Origin of the sequence: Mesobacillus sp. S13 (genome assembly GCF_020422885.1) — a bacterium.
Classification (GTDB): domain Bacteria; phylum Bacillota; class Bacilli; order Bacillales; family Cytobacillaceae; genus Mesobacillus; species Mesobacillus selenatarsenatis_A.
Window position 1 is genome coordinate 1,154,204 of record NZ_CP084622.1, and the last position, 14,241, is coordinate 1,168,444.

General features: G+C 43.2%; 17 protein-coding genes and 1 riboswitch. Of the genes, 12 read left to right on the forward strand and 5 right to left on the reverse strand.

Annotated elements, in window-relative coordinates; translation table 11 throughout:
- Positions 1–243: 243 nt before the first annotated feature.
- Positions 244–471 carry a thioredoxin family protein gene (locus LGO15_RS05855; RefSeq protein WP_167832001.1) on the forward strand — a complete coding sequence of 76 codons (228 nt, stop codon included), beginning with the start codon at positions 244–246 and terminating at the stop codon, positions 469–471.
- Positions 472–487: 16 nt separating this feature from the next.
- On the opposite strand, the gene LGO15_RS05860 is transcribed toward LGO15_RS05855, so the two are convergent.
- On the reverse strand, positions 488–1,153 hold the full coding sequence (locus LGO15_RS05860; protein ID WP_226087065.1) for a hypothetical protein: 666 nt from the start codon (positions 1,151–1,153) through the stop codon (positions 488–490).
- Between the two features lie 206 nt (positions 1,154–1,359).
- Here LGO15_RS05860 and LGO15_RS05865 point away from each other — a divergent pair, with 206 nt between their 5' ends.
- Both LGO15_RS05865 and LGO15_RS05870 read left to right on the forward strand, forming a co-directional pair.
- Positions 1,360–2,205 carry a DegV family protein gene (locus LGO15_RS05865; protein WP_226087066.1) on the forward strand — a complete coding sequence of 282 codons (846 nt, stop codon included), beginning with the start codon at positions 1,360–1,362 and terminating at the stop codon, positions 2,203–2,205.
- A gap of 98 nt (positions 2,206–2,303) precedes the next feature.
- The gene (locus LGO15_RS05870; RefSeq protein ID WP_226087067.1) at positions 2,304–3,212 is read left to right on the forward strand and encodes a Gfo/Idh/MocA family protein; all 909 of its coding nucleotides are present in this window, start codon (positions 2,304–2,306) and stop codon (positions 3,210–3,212) included.
- A gap of 40 nt (positions 3,213–3,252) precedes the next feature.
- Here LGO15_RS05870 and LGO15_RS05875 read toward each other — a convergent pair whose 3' ends face one another.
- Positions 3,253–4,545, reverse strand: coding sequence for an NCS2 family permease (locus LGO15_RS05875; RefSeq protein WP_167832004.1), 1,293 nt, complete (start codon positions 4,543–4,545; stop codon positions 3,253–3,255).
- Positions 4,546–4,651: 106 nt separating this feature from the next.
- Positions 4,652–4,753: riboswitch (purine riboswitch) on the reverse strand.
- Positions 4,754–5,001: 248 nt separating this feature from the next.
- Here LGO15_RS05875 and LGO15_RS05880 point away from each other — a divergent pair.
- From LGO15_RS05880 to LGO15_RS05910, 7 genes are all read left to right on the forward strand, one after another.
- A complete protein-coding gene (locus tag LGO15_RS05880) occupies positions 5,002–5,754 on the forward strand; it encodes a CBS domain-containing protein (protein ID WP_226087068.1) in 753 nt (250 codons plus the stop codon).
- A 173-nt stretch (positions 5,755–5,927) separates the two neighbouring features.
- The gene (locus LGO15_RS05885; protein WP_226087069.1) at positions 5,928–6,248 is read left to right on the forward strand and encodes a hypothetical protein; all 321 of its coding nucleotides are present in this window, start codon (positions 5,928–5,930) and stop codon (positions 6,246–6,248) included.
- A 157-nt stretch (positions 6,249–6,405) separates the two neighbouring features.
- Complete coding sequence (locus LGO15_RS05890; RefSeq protein WP_226087070.1) at positions 6,406–7,083, forward strand: nucleotide-binding protein; 678 nt, start codon at positions 6,406–6,408, stop codon at positions 7,081–7,083.
- Positions 7,084–7,097: 14 nt separating this feature from the next.
- Complete coding sequence (locus tag LGO15_RS05895; RefSeq protein ID WP_226087071.1) at positions 7,098–7,328, forward strand: 4Fe-4S binding protein; 231 nt, start codon at positions 7,098–7,100, stop codon at positions 7,326–7,328.
- Positions 7,329–7,344: 16 nt separating this feature from the next.
- Entirely contained in the window at positions 7,345–8,409 is a 1,065-nt protein-coding gene (locus LGO15_RS05900) for a 3-methyl-2-oxobutanoate dehydrogenase subunit VorB (protein ID WP_226087072.1), read from the forward strand.
- Positions 8,406–9,164, forward strand: a complete 759-nt coding sequence (locus tag LGO15_RS05905; RefSeq protein ID WP_226087073.1) for a thiamine pyrophosphate-dependent enzyme — start codon at positions 8,406–8,408, stop codon at positions 9,162–9,164. The genes LGO15_RS05900 and LGO15_RS05905 overlap by 4 nt, the downstream gene beginning before the upstream one ends.
- Positions 9,164–9,709, forward strand: a complete 546-nt coding sequence (locus tag LGO15_RS05910) for a 2-oxoacid:ferredoxin oxidoreductase subunit gamma family protein (RefSeq protein ID WP_226087074.1) — start codon at positions 9,164–9,166, stop codon at positions 9,707–9,709. The genes LGO15_RS05905 and LGO15_RS05910 overlap by 1 nt, the downstream gene beginning before the upstream one ends.
- 412 nt (positions 9,710–10,121) lie before the next feature.
- Here LGO15_RS05910 and LGO15_RS05915 read toward each other — a convergent pair whose 3' ends face one another.
- Positions 10,122–10,646, reverse strand: coding sequence for a D-glycero-alpha-D-manno-heptose-1,7-bisphosphate 7-phosphatase (locus tag LGO15_RS05915; RefSeq protein ID WP_167832010.1), 525 nt, complete (start codon positions 10,644–10,646; stop codon positions 10,122–10,124).
- Positions 10,643–11,287 carry a DNA-3-methyladenine glycosylase gene (locus tag LGO15_RS05920; protein WP_226087075.1) on the reverse strand — a complete coding sequence of 215 codons (645 nt, stop codon included), beginning with the start codon at positions 11,285–11,287 and terminating at the stop codon, positions 10,643–10,645. The genes LGO15_RS05915 and LGO15_RS05920 overlap by 4 nt, the downstream gene beginning before the upstream one ends.
- A 167-nt stretch (positions 11,288–11,454) precedes the next feature.
- Between LGO15_RS05920 and ytvI the strand changes: the two genes are divergently transcribed.
- Positions 11,455–12,486 carry a sporulation integral membrane protein YtvI gene (gene ytvI / locus LGO15_RS05925; protein ID WP_167832012.1) on the forward strand — a complete coding sequence of 344 codons (1,032 nt, stop codon included), beginning with the start codon at positions 11,455–11,457 and terminating at the stop codon, positions 12,484–12,486.
- A gap of 78 nt (positions 12,487–12,564) precedes the next feature.
- Positions 12,565–12,744 carry an H-type small acid-soluble spore protein gene (locus LGO15_RS05930; RefSeq protein WP_226087076.1) on the forward strand — a complete coding sequence of 60 codons (180 nt, stop codon included), beginning with the start codon at positions 12,565–12,567 and terminating at the stop codon, positions 12,742–12,744.
- 15 nt (positions 12,745–12,759) lie between these two features.
- On the opposite strand, the gene LGO15_RS05935 is transcribed toward LGO15_RS05930, so the two are convergent.
- Positions 12,760–14,034, reverse strand: a complete 1,275-nt coding sequence (locus LGO15_RS05935; protein ID WP_226087077.1) for a sensor histidine kinase — start codon at positions 14,032–14,034, stop codon at positions 12,760–12,762.
- Positions 14,035–14,241 lie beyond the last annotated feature (207 nt).

Sequence of the window (14,241 nt, forward strand, 5' to 3'; positions counted from 1 at the left end):
CCGTTTTTTAGACTAACTTCAGCTCTTGCCAGCTTTAGCTTCATCAACGGAAAAGCTGTCAAGAAAACGCCGGAATTATGACAGGTTTGGGCCATTCAGCAGAAAAGCTGTAAGAAAACGCAGGAATCATGACAGCTTTGGTTATTCACCAGAAAAACTGTCAAAAAAGGACTTTTATTCTTAAGTTCAGGGTAAATTCAGGATATGTAGGTAATGCTCAAAAGTGAAAGGAGTACGATACTTATGATCATTAAAGTGCTGGGGCCGGGCTGCGAAAAGTGCAAAAAACTTGAAGAGAGTATTAATGCTGCTGTGAAGGAAGCTGGTGTCGCGGCGGTAGTGGAAATGGTGGAAGACAATAAGGAGATCGAAAAGTATGAGGTGAAAAGTACTCCGGCGTTGGTTATTGATGAGAAAGTTGTTTCAGCGGGGAAGCAGTTGTCTGCACAGGAAGTGAAGGGATTATTTTAAATCAGGACAGGCCTTATCATGCGGCCTGTTCTGATTTTTTCTCAAGGAAAGCTTTAGTTGCCCATAATGAAATCAATAAAATTAATTCGAAGCCGTTCGTGGCGGCATCGCTCTCCAAGGGAATCGGCACGGCGCTTCCTATTCCCATCAAAATGACACCAACAGCCATCCATTTCCACTGCAGCTTTTTCCAGAGGATAAATCCTGCAAGCAGTAAAGCAAGGGTAACGCCAATAATCATGATTGGAGGCCCATGTGAACCAGCTGCTTCATAGCTTAGTACACCGTAATTCCTGGAGGATTCAAGCTTAAGTCCGATGGTATTTTGCATAAGTTCTGCAATTATCATGGCAACAGTAAATATACCTGCTGCGAGAAGTCCTGTGCGTTCGTTCAGCCAGTGAATACCTGTCTTCCTGATTGCTGCCCAGGAAAATAAGATCAACAATGGCGTAAAGAAAGCATGAAACCAGTAGCGCATCACATTTAAGCCTTTTAAAATGGGGCCTTCCCCAATCATGCTCCCCAGCGAAAGGACCAGGTTGTCATATATTAAGCCGAATGTAACAAGCAGAAGGACATTCAGCCAGGTGAAAAACCCATACTTGATGGATAATTTTAGTCCCCATAGGAATAAAAACATGTAGGCGAGGGAATATAATCCGTAGATATAAGGATCCATGAGTCACTTACCTCCAGTCAGGTTTGTTACCATTCTTCCCTTTTATAGGGAAGAGAAACATGTGTCGATGTTATTAACTTTTTCATTGTTTTTAACAAATAAATCGTATTCTTAAAAATTACTAATAGTCTTATAAGGCATCTTCATATATCATGAGAAATGTAAGCATATACACCGATATTTTTGACGAAGAACAGGAGAAATTCATGACGACATTAAATGAGATTGCATGGGTAACCGACAGTACATCTGGACTTACTGAAGAATTCATTAAAAATAACCATATATACGTTGTGCCTTTGAGTATTATTTTTGGTGAGGAATCCTATTTGGAAGGGGTAGATATCACTGCAGAGGATTTCTATCCAAAGCTGGCAGCATCAAAGGTCCTTCCGAAAACATCCCAGCCTGCGATCGGGGAGTTTGTAGAGCTTTACCAGAAGCTGAAGGAGCAGTACAAGCATGCGATTGCGATTCATGCTTCCAGCGCTCTCACGGGAACTTTCCAATCGTCCGTAGCAGCTTCAAGCATGGTTGATTTCAGGGTCGATGTCATCGATTCGAAAATAGGTTCATACCCTTTGGGACGCATGGTGGAAAAGGGAGTTGAACTGCAGAAAGAAGGCAAGTCATATTCAGAAATCGTTTCCTATTTAAAAACGCTGCCTGACAAGGCCAATTTATATATGGCTCCGGGAAGTTTAGAGCAGCTGCATAAGGGCGGCCGTTTATCTACCACACAGGTAATCATCGGAAGCTTGATCAAATTGAAGCTGATTGTCAGATTCGATGATGGTAAGGTAGTCCTTTTTGATAAAATCAGGACTGAAAAAAAGGTCAAAGAACGCCTGTATCAAATTTTCGAAGAGGCTTCAGGCAATGTGAAGGAAGCTAGTGTCATTCATGGAAACGTAAAGGAATTGGCTGAACAATGGCGGGAAGAACTTCAACAGCGTTTTCCGGAAATATCTTTTACAACGACTACATTCAGTCCAGTTGCGGGTACACATACGGGGCAGGGAACAATCGGACTTGCCTGGATCAATGAATAGTAAACAAACAAGGAATCAGCCTATGTGAAGGCTGATTTCTTTTTATTGCCCATGTTCCTGTGTACACTTGAAATAACAAACTTACAGGGGGAATACAGATGTTGAAGATTGGCGTCATTGGCTTAGGGGATATTGCACAAAAAGCCTATTTGCCTGTTTTTGCAGAGAAGGGAGATATTGAGTTCCATCTTTTCACGCGTGATCAGGACAAGCTGAAAAATCTTGCTGCAAAGTACAGGTTTTCCCATATCCACTCAAGTCTGGATGTGCTCATTGAAAGTGGTGTGAAGGGAGCTTTTGTACATAGTGCAACAGAATCTCATCATCAAATTGTCAAACAACTGCTCCTGGCTGGTGTCCATGTGTATGTCGACAAGCCCATTGCCTATGATTATGAAAAAGCCAGGGAATTGACAGAGCTGGCTGAGGAAAAAGGCTTGATCTTAATGACCGGTTTTAACCGCAGGTATGCTCCGGCATATAAGAAGCTGACTGAGCTGAAAGAACCGAATATGGTGATCATGCAGAAAAACAGGCGGGCTCTGCCGGGGGAAATACGTAACTTTATTTATGATGATTTCATCCATGTTATCGATACACTTAGATTCTTATTTCCGTACCCAATTGAGCGGGTCAATGTGACAGGCAAAAAAAATGGTATGTTTTTGCATCATGTGGTCATTCAGCTTCAGGCGGAAGCGGGTGTAGCAATTGGAATCATGAACCGTGACAGCGGTGTTGTAGAAGAAAAAGTGGAGATATTCCAATCAGCTGAAAAACGAACAGCTTTAAATGTTTCTGACCTTTTCGTGCAGGAAAACAGGACTGAAACAAGGGTAGGGGGAAGTGACTGGGAACCAACCCTTCATAAGCGCGGCTTTGAACAAATTGTTTTTGATTTCCTGCAGGCTGTCGGCAGCAAAACTTCACCGCTTTTAACCGCAAGGGGTTCTTTGAAAACACATGAAATTTGTGAACAAATCGTCCTGGAATTAGAACAGTTATAAAAAATAAGCCCCGCCTCTTATAATTGAGACGGGGCTTGTTTTATACATACATAAAATAACCAACAAACAAGAAACCGAGTATATACATAATGGGATGAACTTCTTTAAACTTCCCCATACCAAGCATCATCAAAGGATAAAGAATGAAGCCAAGGGCGATTCCTGTGGCGACGCTAAAAGTGAGCGGCATCATGATGATTGTGACGAATGATGGGATAATCACAGCAAGATTGTTCCAGTTGATTTTACTGATTTCAGTTGCCATCAACGCACCAACAATGATGAGTGCCGGAGCGGTAACTTCTGGTGTAATCACGGACAGGATCGGAGAGAAAAGCATCGCAATCCCGAAACAAGCCGCAATGATTACAGATGTAAAACCTGTTCGCCCGCCGACAGCAATCCCTGCTGAAGATTCAACGAACGACGCTGTTGTGGATGTCCCGAGTACAGCACCGGCAACAGCAGATCCTGCGTCCGCGAGAAGTGCGCGGCCTGCATTTGGAATTTTATTATCCTTCATCAGACCAGCCTGGCTGGCAACCGCAATAAGTGCTCCGGCAGTATCAAAGAACGCGACAAACAAGAATGTGAAAATAACGGCAAGGACATCAGGAGAGAAAATATCCCCAAGATGATGAAAGACGACACCAAATGTAGGTGAAATATCGGGAACAGACCCGACGATTGCTGTTGGCTTTTCAATCAAGCCAGTAAATATTCCTATGATTGTGGCAATGACCATTCCATAAAAGATGCCGCCGCTGATTCCGCGGACCATCATGATCACGCTGATGATGAAGCCGAACAGTGCAAGCAGGACAGGGCCTGATGTCAGGTTACCGATTGAGACGAAAGTTGCTTCGCTGCCAATGATGATTCCTGCATTTTTCAAACCGATGAATGCGACGAAGAAGCCGATGCCCCCAGCGATTGCATGCTTAAGATCCTGGGGAATCACATTAATGATTTTTTCGCGGATCTTTAAAAGACTGAGGATGACGAATAGGACACCCGCGATGAATACACCAGTAAGGGCGACTTGCCACTCAACTCCCATGCCGATACAAACGGTGAAAGTGAAAAATGAATTCAAGCCCATGCTTGGAGCAATTCCAATTGGGAAGTTTGCCAGCAGGCCGATCAGCAGCGAGCCAATAATCGCAGACAAAGCCGTAGCGGTAAAAACAGCTCCCTTATCCATGCCAGCCTGGCTGAGGATTAAAGGGTTGACGACAAGGATGTACGCCATCGACAAGAAAGTCGTGATACCGGCAAGTGTTTCCTGTTTATAATTTGTATTACGTTCAGCGAACTGGAAAAAGTTTTTCATGTGTGCTGTCCTCCTGGTTGTTTGATAATATGCTGAAAACAAAAAAACTCCGGCAGTTCATGCTGCCGGAGTTACCACAAAGGACAAATAGTTGCCAAAAAGAATAGCAAATATCAAAGTCCCTTGTAGTCACGCCTTTTACGGTAGCATGGTAGAAACGTCCGAGCCATATTCTCGAACATATACAAGGAAAAATTATAGATTTAAATAATACTAGAGATAGTATCACGCAACTCATGGAAAGGTCAATTGCAATTCATAAAGTTTATCTATTTCTTGTTTTCTGATTATTAGGTTGGTGGAAGTTATTTTAAACCAACTTAAGACAGGTTTGAGGGAGAAACGAGAAAAGCTGTCAAAAGAAGAGTATAGCTGTGTGCGATATCCAAGTCGAATTTTGAGGGATACACTTACAGTAACAATGTATTTAACGATATAATAGGAGAAATTCCCTATATGAAACTGTTGGAAATGGAGTTGAAAAAATTGGCTGTTATCCAAAATGAGAAGCGTTCAGAAAGATTCGAAGTGGCTTTTAACCGTATCCACGCATGGCTGCAACGGATTACAAGAAATGCGACAACAGATAAATATTCAGAGCTGCTTAGGATCAATTATTCCAGGCACTCAATCATCCGCAAATATTATCATGATTTGAAAATGTATGGGCGCCTGCGTAATTCACTTGTTCATGACAAAATTGCTCTTGATTATTACATAGCTGAACCACATGAAAAAGTAGTGGAGAAAATCGAAAGGATTGCCAGCCAGGTATCAGATCCTAAGAATGCACTGGATATCGCAACAAGACCGGTGTTTTATTTTAAAGAAGATGCAAGTTTAGTTGATGTCTTGAAAATTATCCAGAAGAGGGCTTATTCACAGTTTCCTGTCTATGATGAAAATGGGTTCAAGTGGCTGTTGACTTCAAATTGTATTGCCCAGTGGCTAGCAGGCAATTTGCTGGAGGAGAGCAGGATGATAGAGGATGTAAAAATCCGCGACCTGGAATATCTTCATTCAAAGAGATTTGTAGAGTTTGCCGCAAAAAATTCGGATATTTTCTCAATAGAGGATGTCTTTGAAAAATACCACCTTGAAAACAAGAAGCTGGAAGCAGTATTAATCACTGAAAATGGTAAAGCGTCCGAGCGGCCAATCGGGATCATCACACCATGGGATTTGGTAGAAATCGACGTTTTGGACTAAAAAGACGATAAGGAGAAAACCCCTATATGGGTATGCGAAATCCCTTTGTTAAGGAGTTTTTGACAAATTTTTGACGAGAATATGTGAATAAAAAATGAACTAAATGGAAAAACCCCCCTGTTTGGATCTTAACTTACTATAATGATAGTGTAATCCAAATGGAGGTGCCAATAATGAACGTAACAACGATTATTGAATTGGAAAATCGTGAAGTTGAGAAGATGGCTGGCGCAAAATTAGTATTTATACAGGAACAGATTGATGCAAATATCGTGGAAACATGCGTTGATTGTTTTAAATATGAAGGTTCTGAAGATTGCCTGGACACAGATGATGCGATGCAAAAGGTGTTTAATGCATTAAAAGCGGATGGGTTGATTCCTGAAGCAGTACAAGATTTTTCATATGAGATGCCTTCTTGTGAGAGATTGAGAAAAGATGTGTATGAAGAGCAGGACATGCCGCAAAAAGTGGTTCTAAGCTTTGCTATATAATTCTTGAAAAAGGAGTTCTTTCGAGGAGCTCCTTTTTTAAGTCGATTTCAAACACTTTTATTAAAAACGTGACTTTTATCAAAGAGAAGATAGGAAGAAATTTATATAATGAATTTGGTATAAAATGAAAACGCTTTCAACGGAGAGGAGGTAACCGATGAAACAAGGAGCAGACATCACCATCATTACCGGCCATTTTGGCAGCGGTAAAACCGAGATATCACTCAATCTAGCTTTGGAGGCAAGGAAAACAAAGGCCAGGACGGCCGTTGCAGATTTGGACATCGTGAATCCATATTATCGCGCAAGGGACGCCAGGGAAATTTTAAATCAAAACGGAATAGAACTGATCGCACCAGCTGAAAGACTTGCAGCAGCAGATTTACCGATTGTTCCTGGAGATATGGGCAGGGTGATTTACGATCCAGAATATAAGCTGATCGTCGATGCTGGCGGGGATAAGGATGGAGCTACGGCATTAGGGCAATTTTACAACGATTGGAAAGATATGAAGCTTGAAGTGTTGTTTATCTTGAACGCCAACCGACCATATGTCAGTACTCTGGAGGGTGCGGTGGAGACATTGCAAAAAATTGAAGCAGCTTCGAGGCTGAAAATAACAGGAATCATCAATAACTCTAATGTTGGATCGGAGACGACCATTCAAGATGTTGAAAAGGGGCTGGCGTTATGTAAGGAGTTGTCAGATCAATTGGGGATTCCTTTGCTGACAACGATGGTGCCAGAGCATCTATCAGCTGAAAGTGCCCGAATTGAGGCGGAATCTCCAGTGAAGGTGATGACAAGGTATTTAAAATTGCCATGGGAAATGTAAAGGAGGTAAAAGCGGTGGAGCAGAGAGTTATATTTAACGAGGAAACTTGCAAATCATGTAAGCTGTGCGTGAATGCTTGTCCGACAAATGTCATTTATCTTGCGGATTACTTGAATGAGAAAGGCTACCGGCCGGCGGTTGTGACAGACCAGGAAAATTGTATCAGCTGTGGCAAGTGCGCGCAAATGTGTCCAGATTCAGTGATTACTGTCTATAGGCCTGAAAAAGTAAGGAAATCTGTATAGCGAAGGAGACTTGACAATGGGGAAAGTACTTATGAAGGGGAACGAGGTTATCGCGGAAGCTGCTGTCCATGCGGGTTGCAAGTATTTTTTCGGTTATCCGATCACACCGCAGAGTGAACTTGTTGCCTATATGGCCAGAAGGCTGCCAGAGGTTGGCGGGTTATTTTTACAGGCGGAAAGTGAAGTAGCAGCAATCAATATGGTATATGGAGCGGCCGGAACTGGTGTCCGCGTGATGACATCATCATCGAGCCCGGGTTTCAGCTTGAAGCAGGAAGGGATTTCATACCTGGTCGGTGCAGAACTGCCGGCCCTGATTGTGAATGTTGTCCGTGGGGGTCCTGGACTTGGCAATATCCAGCCTGCGCAATCGGACTATTTCCAGGTGACAAAAGGAGGTGGCCATGGTGATTACCATACACCTGTCCTTGCTCCATCAACGCTTCAGGAAATCATTGACCTGACAGAAGCAGCATTTGATATTGCCGACCGCTACCGTACGCCTGTCATCCTGCTTGGGGATGGCATGCTCGGACAGATGATGGAGCCGGTTGAATTCAAAGAATGGAAGGAAAGAGAGCCGGAACAGAAGGAATGGGCAACGACCGGTATCCGCGGCGATGGAAAACCTAGAATAATCTCCTCCCTTGAATTGAATGCCGATGCGCTTGAAAAGCGGAATGAACTTTTACAGAAAAAGTTTGCCTTGATCAAGCAAAATGAAGCAAGATACGAAACGTTTGAAATCGATGATGCCGAGTATATCGTAACTGCTTACGGAACAGCTGCAAGGATTGCCTTGAATGCGATCAATAAAGCGAGAAAAGATGGACTGAAAATCGGGATGATCCGGCCGATTACGCTGTGGCCATTCCCTGAGCAGCCGTTCATTGAAACACGTGACAGGGTGAAAGGTTATCTTTCAGTCGAGATGAGTGCTGGCCAGATGGTTGAGGATGTCAGGCTTGCCGTTGAGGGCCGGACCCAAGTTTCATTCTTTGGGCGCACTGGCGGGGTTGTTCCTACTCAGGAAGAAATATTTGACCAAATCGTCAAGCTGGCTGGGGGTGTCGAGGTATGACAATGAAAACTGTGTTCGAGAAAACAACAGGATTGACTGCTAACCAGACGCACTACTGCCCGGGCTGTACGCACGGAATCATCCATAGGATGGTTGGTGAAGTGCTCGAAGAAATGGGGATTCTAGAGGATACAGTTGGAGTTGCTTCTGTCGGGTGCTCTGTGCTGTCCTATGAATATTTCAATTGTGATATGACCCAGGCAGCCCATGGCAGAGCTCCTGCAGTAGCAACAGGCATCAAGCGCGTTTTGCCTGACCGTTTTGTTTTTACCTACCAGGGAGATGGCGATCTTGCATCGATTGGGATAGCTGAGGCTGTCCATGCCGCTGCAAGAGGTGAAAATATTACCGTCATATTTGTGAATAATGCGATCTATGGCATGACGGGGGGCCAAATGGCTCCAACTACATTAGTTGGCCAGAAAACAGCAACAACCCCATTCGGCCGGGATGGGAGCATCCAGGGATTGCCGATCCGCGTGAGTGAAATGCTGTCAACTCTGGACGGAACAGCCTATATCGAACGAGTTTCAACGCATGACGTGCCGAATATCATCAAAGCGAAGAAAGCGATCCGCAAGGCATTTGAAACACAGAAGCAGGGACTAGGTTTCTCTATGGTCGAGGTCCTTTCCAGCTGTCCGACGAACTGGGGCCTTGACCCAAATGAATCGCTGGATTGGATTAAGGATAATATGGTGCCTGCCTATCCTCTAGGAGTGTATAAGAATTCACAGAAGGGGGATGGTCGCTGATGGAGGAAATTTTGATTGCCGGCTTTGGCGGGCAGGGTGTCATGTCGATGGGCCAGTTGATTGCCTATGCCGGGATGAAGGAAGGAAAGTTTGTATCATGGCTGCCTTCATACGGACCTGAACAGCGAGGAGGTACGGCCAACTGTGCAGTCGTGGTCAGCGAGGAACAGGTCGGTTCACCGCTTGTTTCAAGACCGAGTACAGCGATCGTGCTGAATAACCCTTCATATGAAAAATTTGAGCCGATGGTCAGGGCTGGCGGGTTATTAATAGTAAACTCTTCCCTGATTTCAAAAGGATCGGAAAGAAATGATATAAGAGTGTTAAATATAGATGCAACCGACAAAGCGAACGAACTTGGCAATTCGAAAATCGCGAATATGATTCTACTGGGAGCGTTCCTGGAGGAAACAGGCATACTATCTGATGACTCCATTTTGGAAGCATTGAAGAAAGTGCTCTCACCGGAAAAGCACTCTCTTTTGGAAATCAACCGGCAGGCACTTGAACTCGGCCGGTCCATGGCCAACATAGCTACAACGTAGGACAGATTACTAGCAGAAGTAAACAAAAACATCCGGTAAATCTAAATAAATAACTTAACGATCAAAGAAGCAGTTCAAGTGAACCGGACTGCTTCATTGTGTCATAAGCGGAGATTTTCCGGTTAGACTGCAAAATAGAGCTGAATTGGGGGGGATTAGCGGAGATTTTCCGGTTAAACAAAGAAAAATCACCTAAATTTATGTTTTTTGAGTAATTAGTCGGAATCTATCCGTCTATTTAAGCTGTTTTCAAAACTATTTCGTCAATAAGAGAAAGTTCTCCGCTTATTTTTCAGCACAACTTGATTCACTGGGCTGGCTCAATTTTTGTATGCTTTTTCAAATGCTAAAATTCGTGTTAATACCAGTTTGTATAACTCAAAATCAACTGGTCATTCAAAATACGACATCCTTATCCCAAGAGCTCTAAAATCAACGGAACGGCTGCCTGGAGTGAAGGAGCCTGCTGATCCGCCGCTGTTTCTTCGTTACCGATGAATACTGTTTTACAGCCCGCTTTTTTGCCTGCTTCGATATCGCGCTCATGATCTCCGACCATGACACTTCCTGTCAATTCGATATTGTGCCTGTTTGCCAGATCAAGAAGCATTCCGGCATTTGGTTTTCGGCATTCGCAGCCGGCCTTAGGTTTATGCGGGCAGTAGGCAACCTCTTTAATATGGCCGCCATGCTCTTTGATCATCTTCACCATATGGTCATGGATTTCCTGGAGGCGTTTTTCCTTCAGGAATCCTAGGCCGACGCCTCCCTGGTTTGTAACGACAAAAATTTCATATCCAGCTTTGCTCAATTCCGCGACTGCTTCTGCTGCTCCTTCAAGCAGATAAAGATCTTCGGGTCGATTAACGAATTTCACCCGGTGGGACAGTACTTCATTCAGGACCCCGTCCCGGTCCAGGAATATGGCTTTTTTCATTTTGATTCCCCTTTATTCAAGATGATTTTATCAGCATTCTGGTGGCGGGAAACATAGCGGTTGCCAGTGATCCAGAAACGCCATGGATAGTCTTTCGCTTCACCGGAATTATCGATGCCGATCCTTTTGCCTGCTGAAATGCTGTCTGGCACAATTCCTTGGGTGAGGTAAAGTGGTTTCTCTGTTAAGGGATGCCCATAATCTGACATCTTTATGCCCATCGCTTTGGTCAGCTTCCCGGGGCCATTTGTCAGATTGGGAGATTCCGGCATGCCCCGTCGCGTGATCATTAAATCAAGGCCTTCCAGTGGTTCAATTGCCCGAATCAGCACAGCTTCCGGATTGCCTTCTTCTCCACTTACGACATTGAAGAGAGTATGGGTGTGCATGACATAGGTGTAAGCAAGACCAGCCTGATGGAACATGACCTCCGTTCTCTTTGTCCGGCGATTATTATAACTGTGTGCCGCCTGATCCATCGGCCCGATATAAGCTTCCGTTTCGACGATGATTCCGGCAGCTGTCCCTTCTTCTGTTTCTTTTACCAATATGCAACCCAGCAGGGAAGAAGCCAATTCAAGAGTGGGCTGTTCGAAAAATCCATTGTTCACCGCGCTTGAAAGATTGTATTGTTCGCCCATATGATCTCCTCATCATTCGTTTTTACCTTTATACCCTGCCAGAGGTTGACGCATCCATGTAATTTCGTCCTGACGACTTGATGATAAAAATAGCGGGAAAGTCCAAGATAGTTTATAGTAACGTTAAAGCTAATATTGATTTAGTGTTAATAAAGGGAGTATCAGATATGTGGAAAAAATGGGTATCGATTGCAGTGATTGCTGTAATCATTTTTTTCCTTGTTCCTTATAGCCTTCCGCTCATTTTTGCTATGGTAACAGCAGTCATGCTCGAAGGAATGGTTCAATGGATCATCAAACGTTTTTCATTTAAGCGTGTTCAAGCTGTGATTGGTGTTTTTATCAGCTATGTGCTCTTCCTCGGTGTAATCGGGTATAATCTGGTCTCGATGATCGCTCATCAAGCAGTCTCCCTATCAGAACGAACTCCTACATTCGTCAGGGATATTTACAAGACGGCAATCCTTCCTATGATGGGCAAGTGGGAATTTTATTCTAAAAACTTCCCGGTGGAAGTCAGTGACCAGATCGAGACGACGATTGAATCGAATATTAATACGCTTGATTCTTTCTTACAGCAATTCATTGCCGGCACAATCAATTTATTGACGGCCATACCAGGATTCATGATTGAATTTCTGGTTTATCTTATAGCGTTATTCTTGTTCAGTCTTGAACTTCCTAATCTGAAAATGAAGCTGGAGTCTCATTTAAAGGAGCAAACCCAACAAAAGGTTTTCCTTGTTGGAAGCCAGTTAAACAAGGCAGGCATAGGTTTTTTAAAAGCTCAGGTAATCCTGAGCGCAGTCACCTTTATGATGGCTTTGGCAGGACTCAGCATTCTTGGTGTTAACTATACAGGACTGCTGTCATTATTGATTGTCATTGTGGATATCCTGCCAATTCTCGGAACCGGGTCTGTATTGGTGCCATGGGCTGTCATTGCGATTTTGCAGGATAATCATTTTTTGGGAATAGGATTGATCATTCTCTTCCTCGTTATCACTGTTGTCCGCAGGGTGATCGAGCCAAAAATTTATTCAACAAACCTTGGCATATCACCGCTTGCTTCCCTGGTCAGCATGTATATCGGACTCAAACTGTTCGGGCTTGCTGGTATTTTTATCGGTCCAATCATCGTAATTATCTATGACACTTTAAGAAAAGCGAATGTGATTCGCCTTAACTTCAAGATTTAATATTTAGGATGCTTTTTTGGATAGCAGAACATGATTAAGCATAAATTATGTTTGTTACCAAGAAGGAGGAACTCAGGAATGAATGTAGGCCGGGCAAAAGAAATCGTTGAGTCAGCAGAAATGATCAATGTAACGTATGATGGGAAGCCGATCATTATCCAGCATGTTGACGAGAAGAGTAAAATGGCAAGGATTTATTCAAAATCAGAACCGGAAGTAGAAAGAGACGTTCCAGTCTTGAATTTAATAGAGGAATAGAAAAACGGGAGAATTTTACGTCTCCCGTTTTTCTGTACTATAAAGCGGCAATGTGATCTTAAATTTGGTGCCTTCGTTCAGTTTGCTTTTTACGTCCATCGTACCGCCCATTTCTTGAATGATGTTATTGACGACCATCATCCCGAGGCCTGTGCCTTTTTCGGCTTTCGTTGAAAAGTAAGGTTCGCCGATTTTGGCTAATTGCTGTGGAGACATTCCGCATCCAGTATCCTCGATGGTTATCGATACATGGCTATTTGCCATCTCACGGCAGCTGATTACAAGGTCGCCGCCGTTTGGCATGGCTTCAATACCGTTCTTTATGATATTAAGTATACATTGATGGAACTTGGCAGCTTCACCAGAAATCTTCATTCCCGCCATTAAATCCTTTTTTACATTTACCGAAAAATGGTTGGCGTAAGGAATAATCAGTTCAAGCGCTTTCTCAATTTCTTCTTTTACAAAGATGGATGATGCCATTTTCGATTGTGGCTTTGCGAAATTCAGATAATCCTTGATGATTGTTTCTGCACGGTCGAGTTCATCAATTGCTGTATTCAAGTAATACAGTCTTTTTTTCTCATCAATGGTTGGATCCTTCAGCATTTGCAAAAAACCTCGTGTAACGGTTAGTGGATTACGGACTTCATGACTGACGCTCGCAGCCAACTGGGAAACGACTTCAATCTTATCGGACTTGATTACAGCATTATGTAAAAGGCGGTTTTGCAACATGATCTCAATATAATAAGTCACAATGTAAATTCCGCCGGTAAGGGTAAGAGCATATAAGAGCATAAATGCAAAATTTGACAGTTCTTCAAATACCGTCGCCTTCATCAGGAAGATGAGGATTGTATAGAATAGTGCGACCGTCACAACAGTAAGCAATTTTCTTGTCAACGGGAAAGATCTGAACTTGTTTGAAAGGTATGCGGTTAATACGCTGATTGTAAGCATGTTGAAAAAGTTGATCCAAATCCCGTTGCCGCCGAAGGGGATTCTTGCTACTACAACGATGATGAAAAGCATAGTGCTGACAACCGGGCCCCCGTACAACCCCCCGAGGACAACTGGGATCAATCGCAGGTCGAAAATAAAATCAGGACTGCCAACCACCGTGAATGACATACAAAAAAGGATTTGAAATCCGCCCAGGGTGATAACGAAGAGTTTGGAGTACTTCTTATATAAACTTGGAATTTTCTTAATGATGATGTATTGGAAGACAAATGTAGAAAACAGGATGAAGATCAGATTCAATACGAGAACTGTTAATTGGTCCATAGTCTTAATCTCCAGTCGACAAGGAGCACCCTGCTCCATCAAAGAGTAATTTCATGAAAAGAGACAAATTATTCAAATATATTACTTTTACTTTAACATAAAATTTGCCTTCCGTTTCTATTTTTTGCTCTTTTTTGACTAACACTTTAAGCGTTTTCAGGAAAACTCCTAATTAAGATTGCTTTTTATACTTAAAAAAAACTGGGT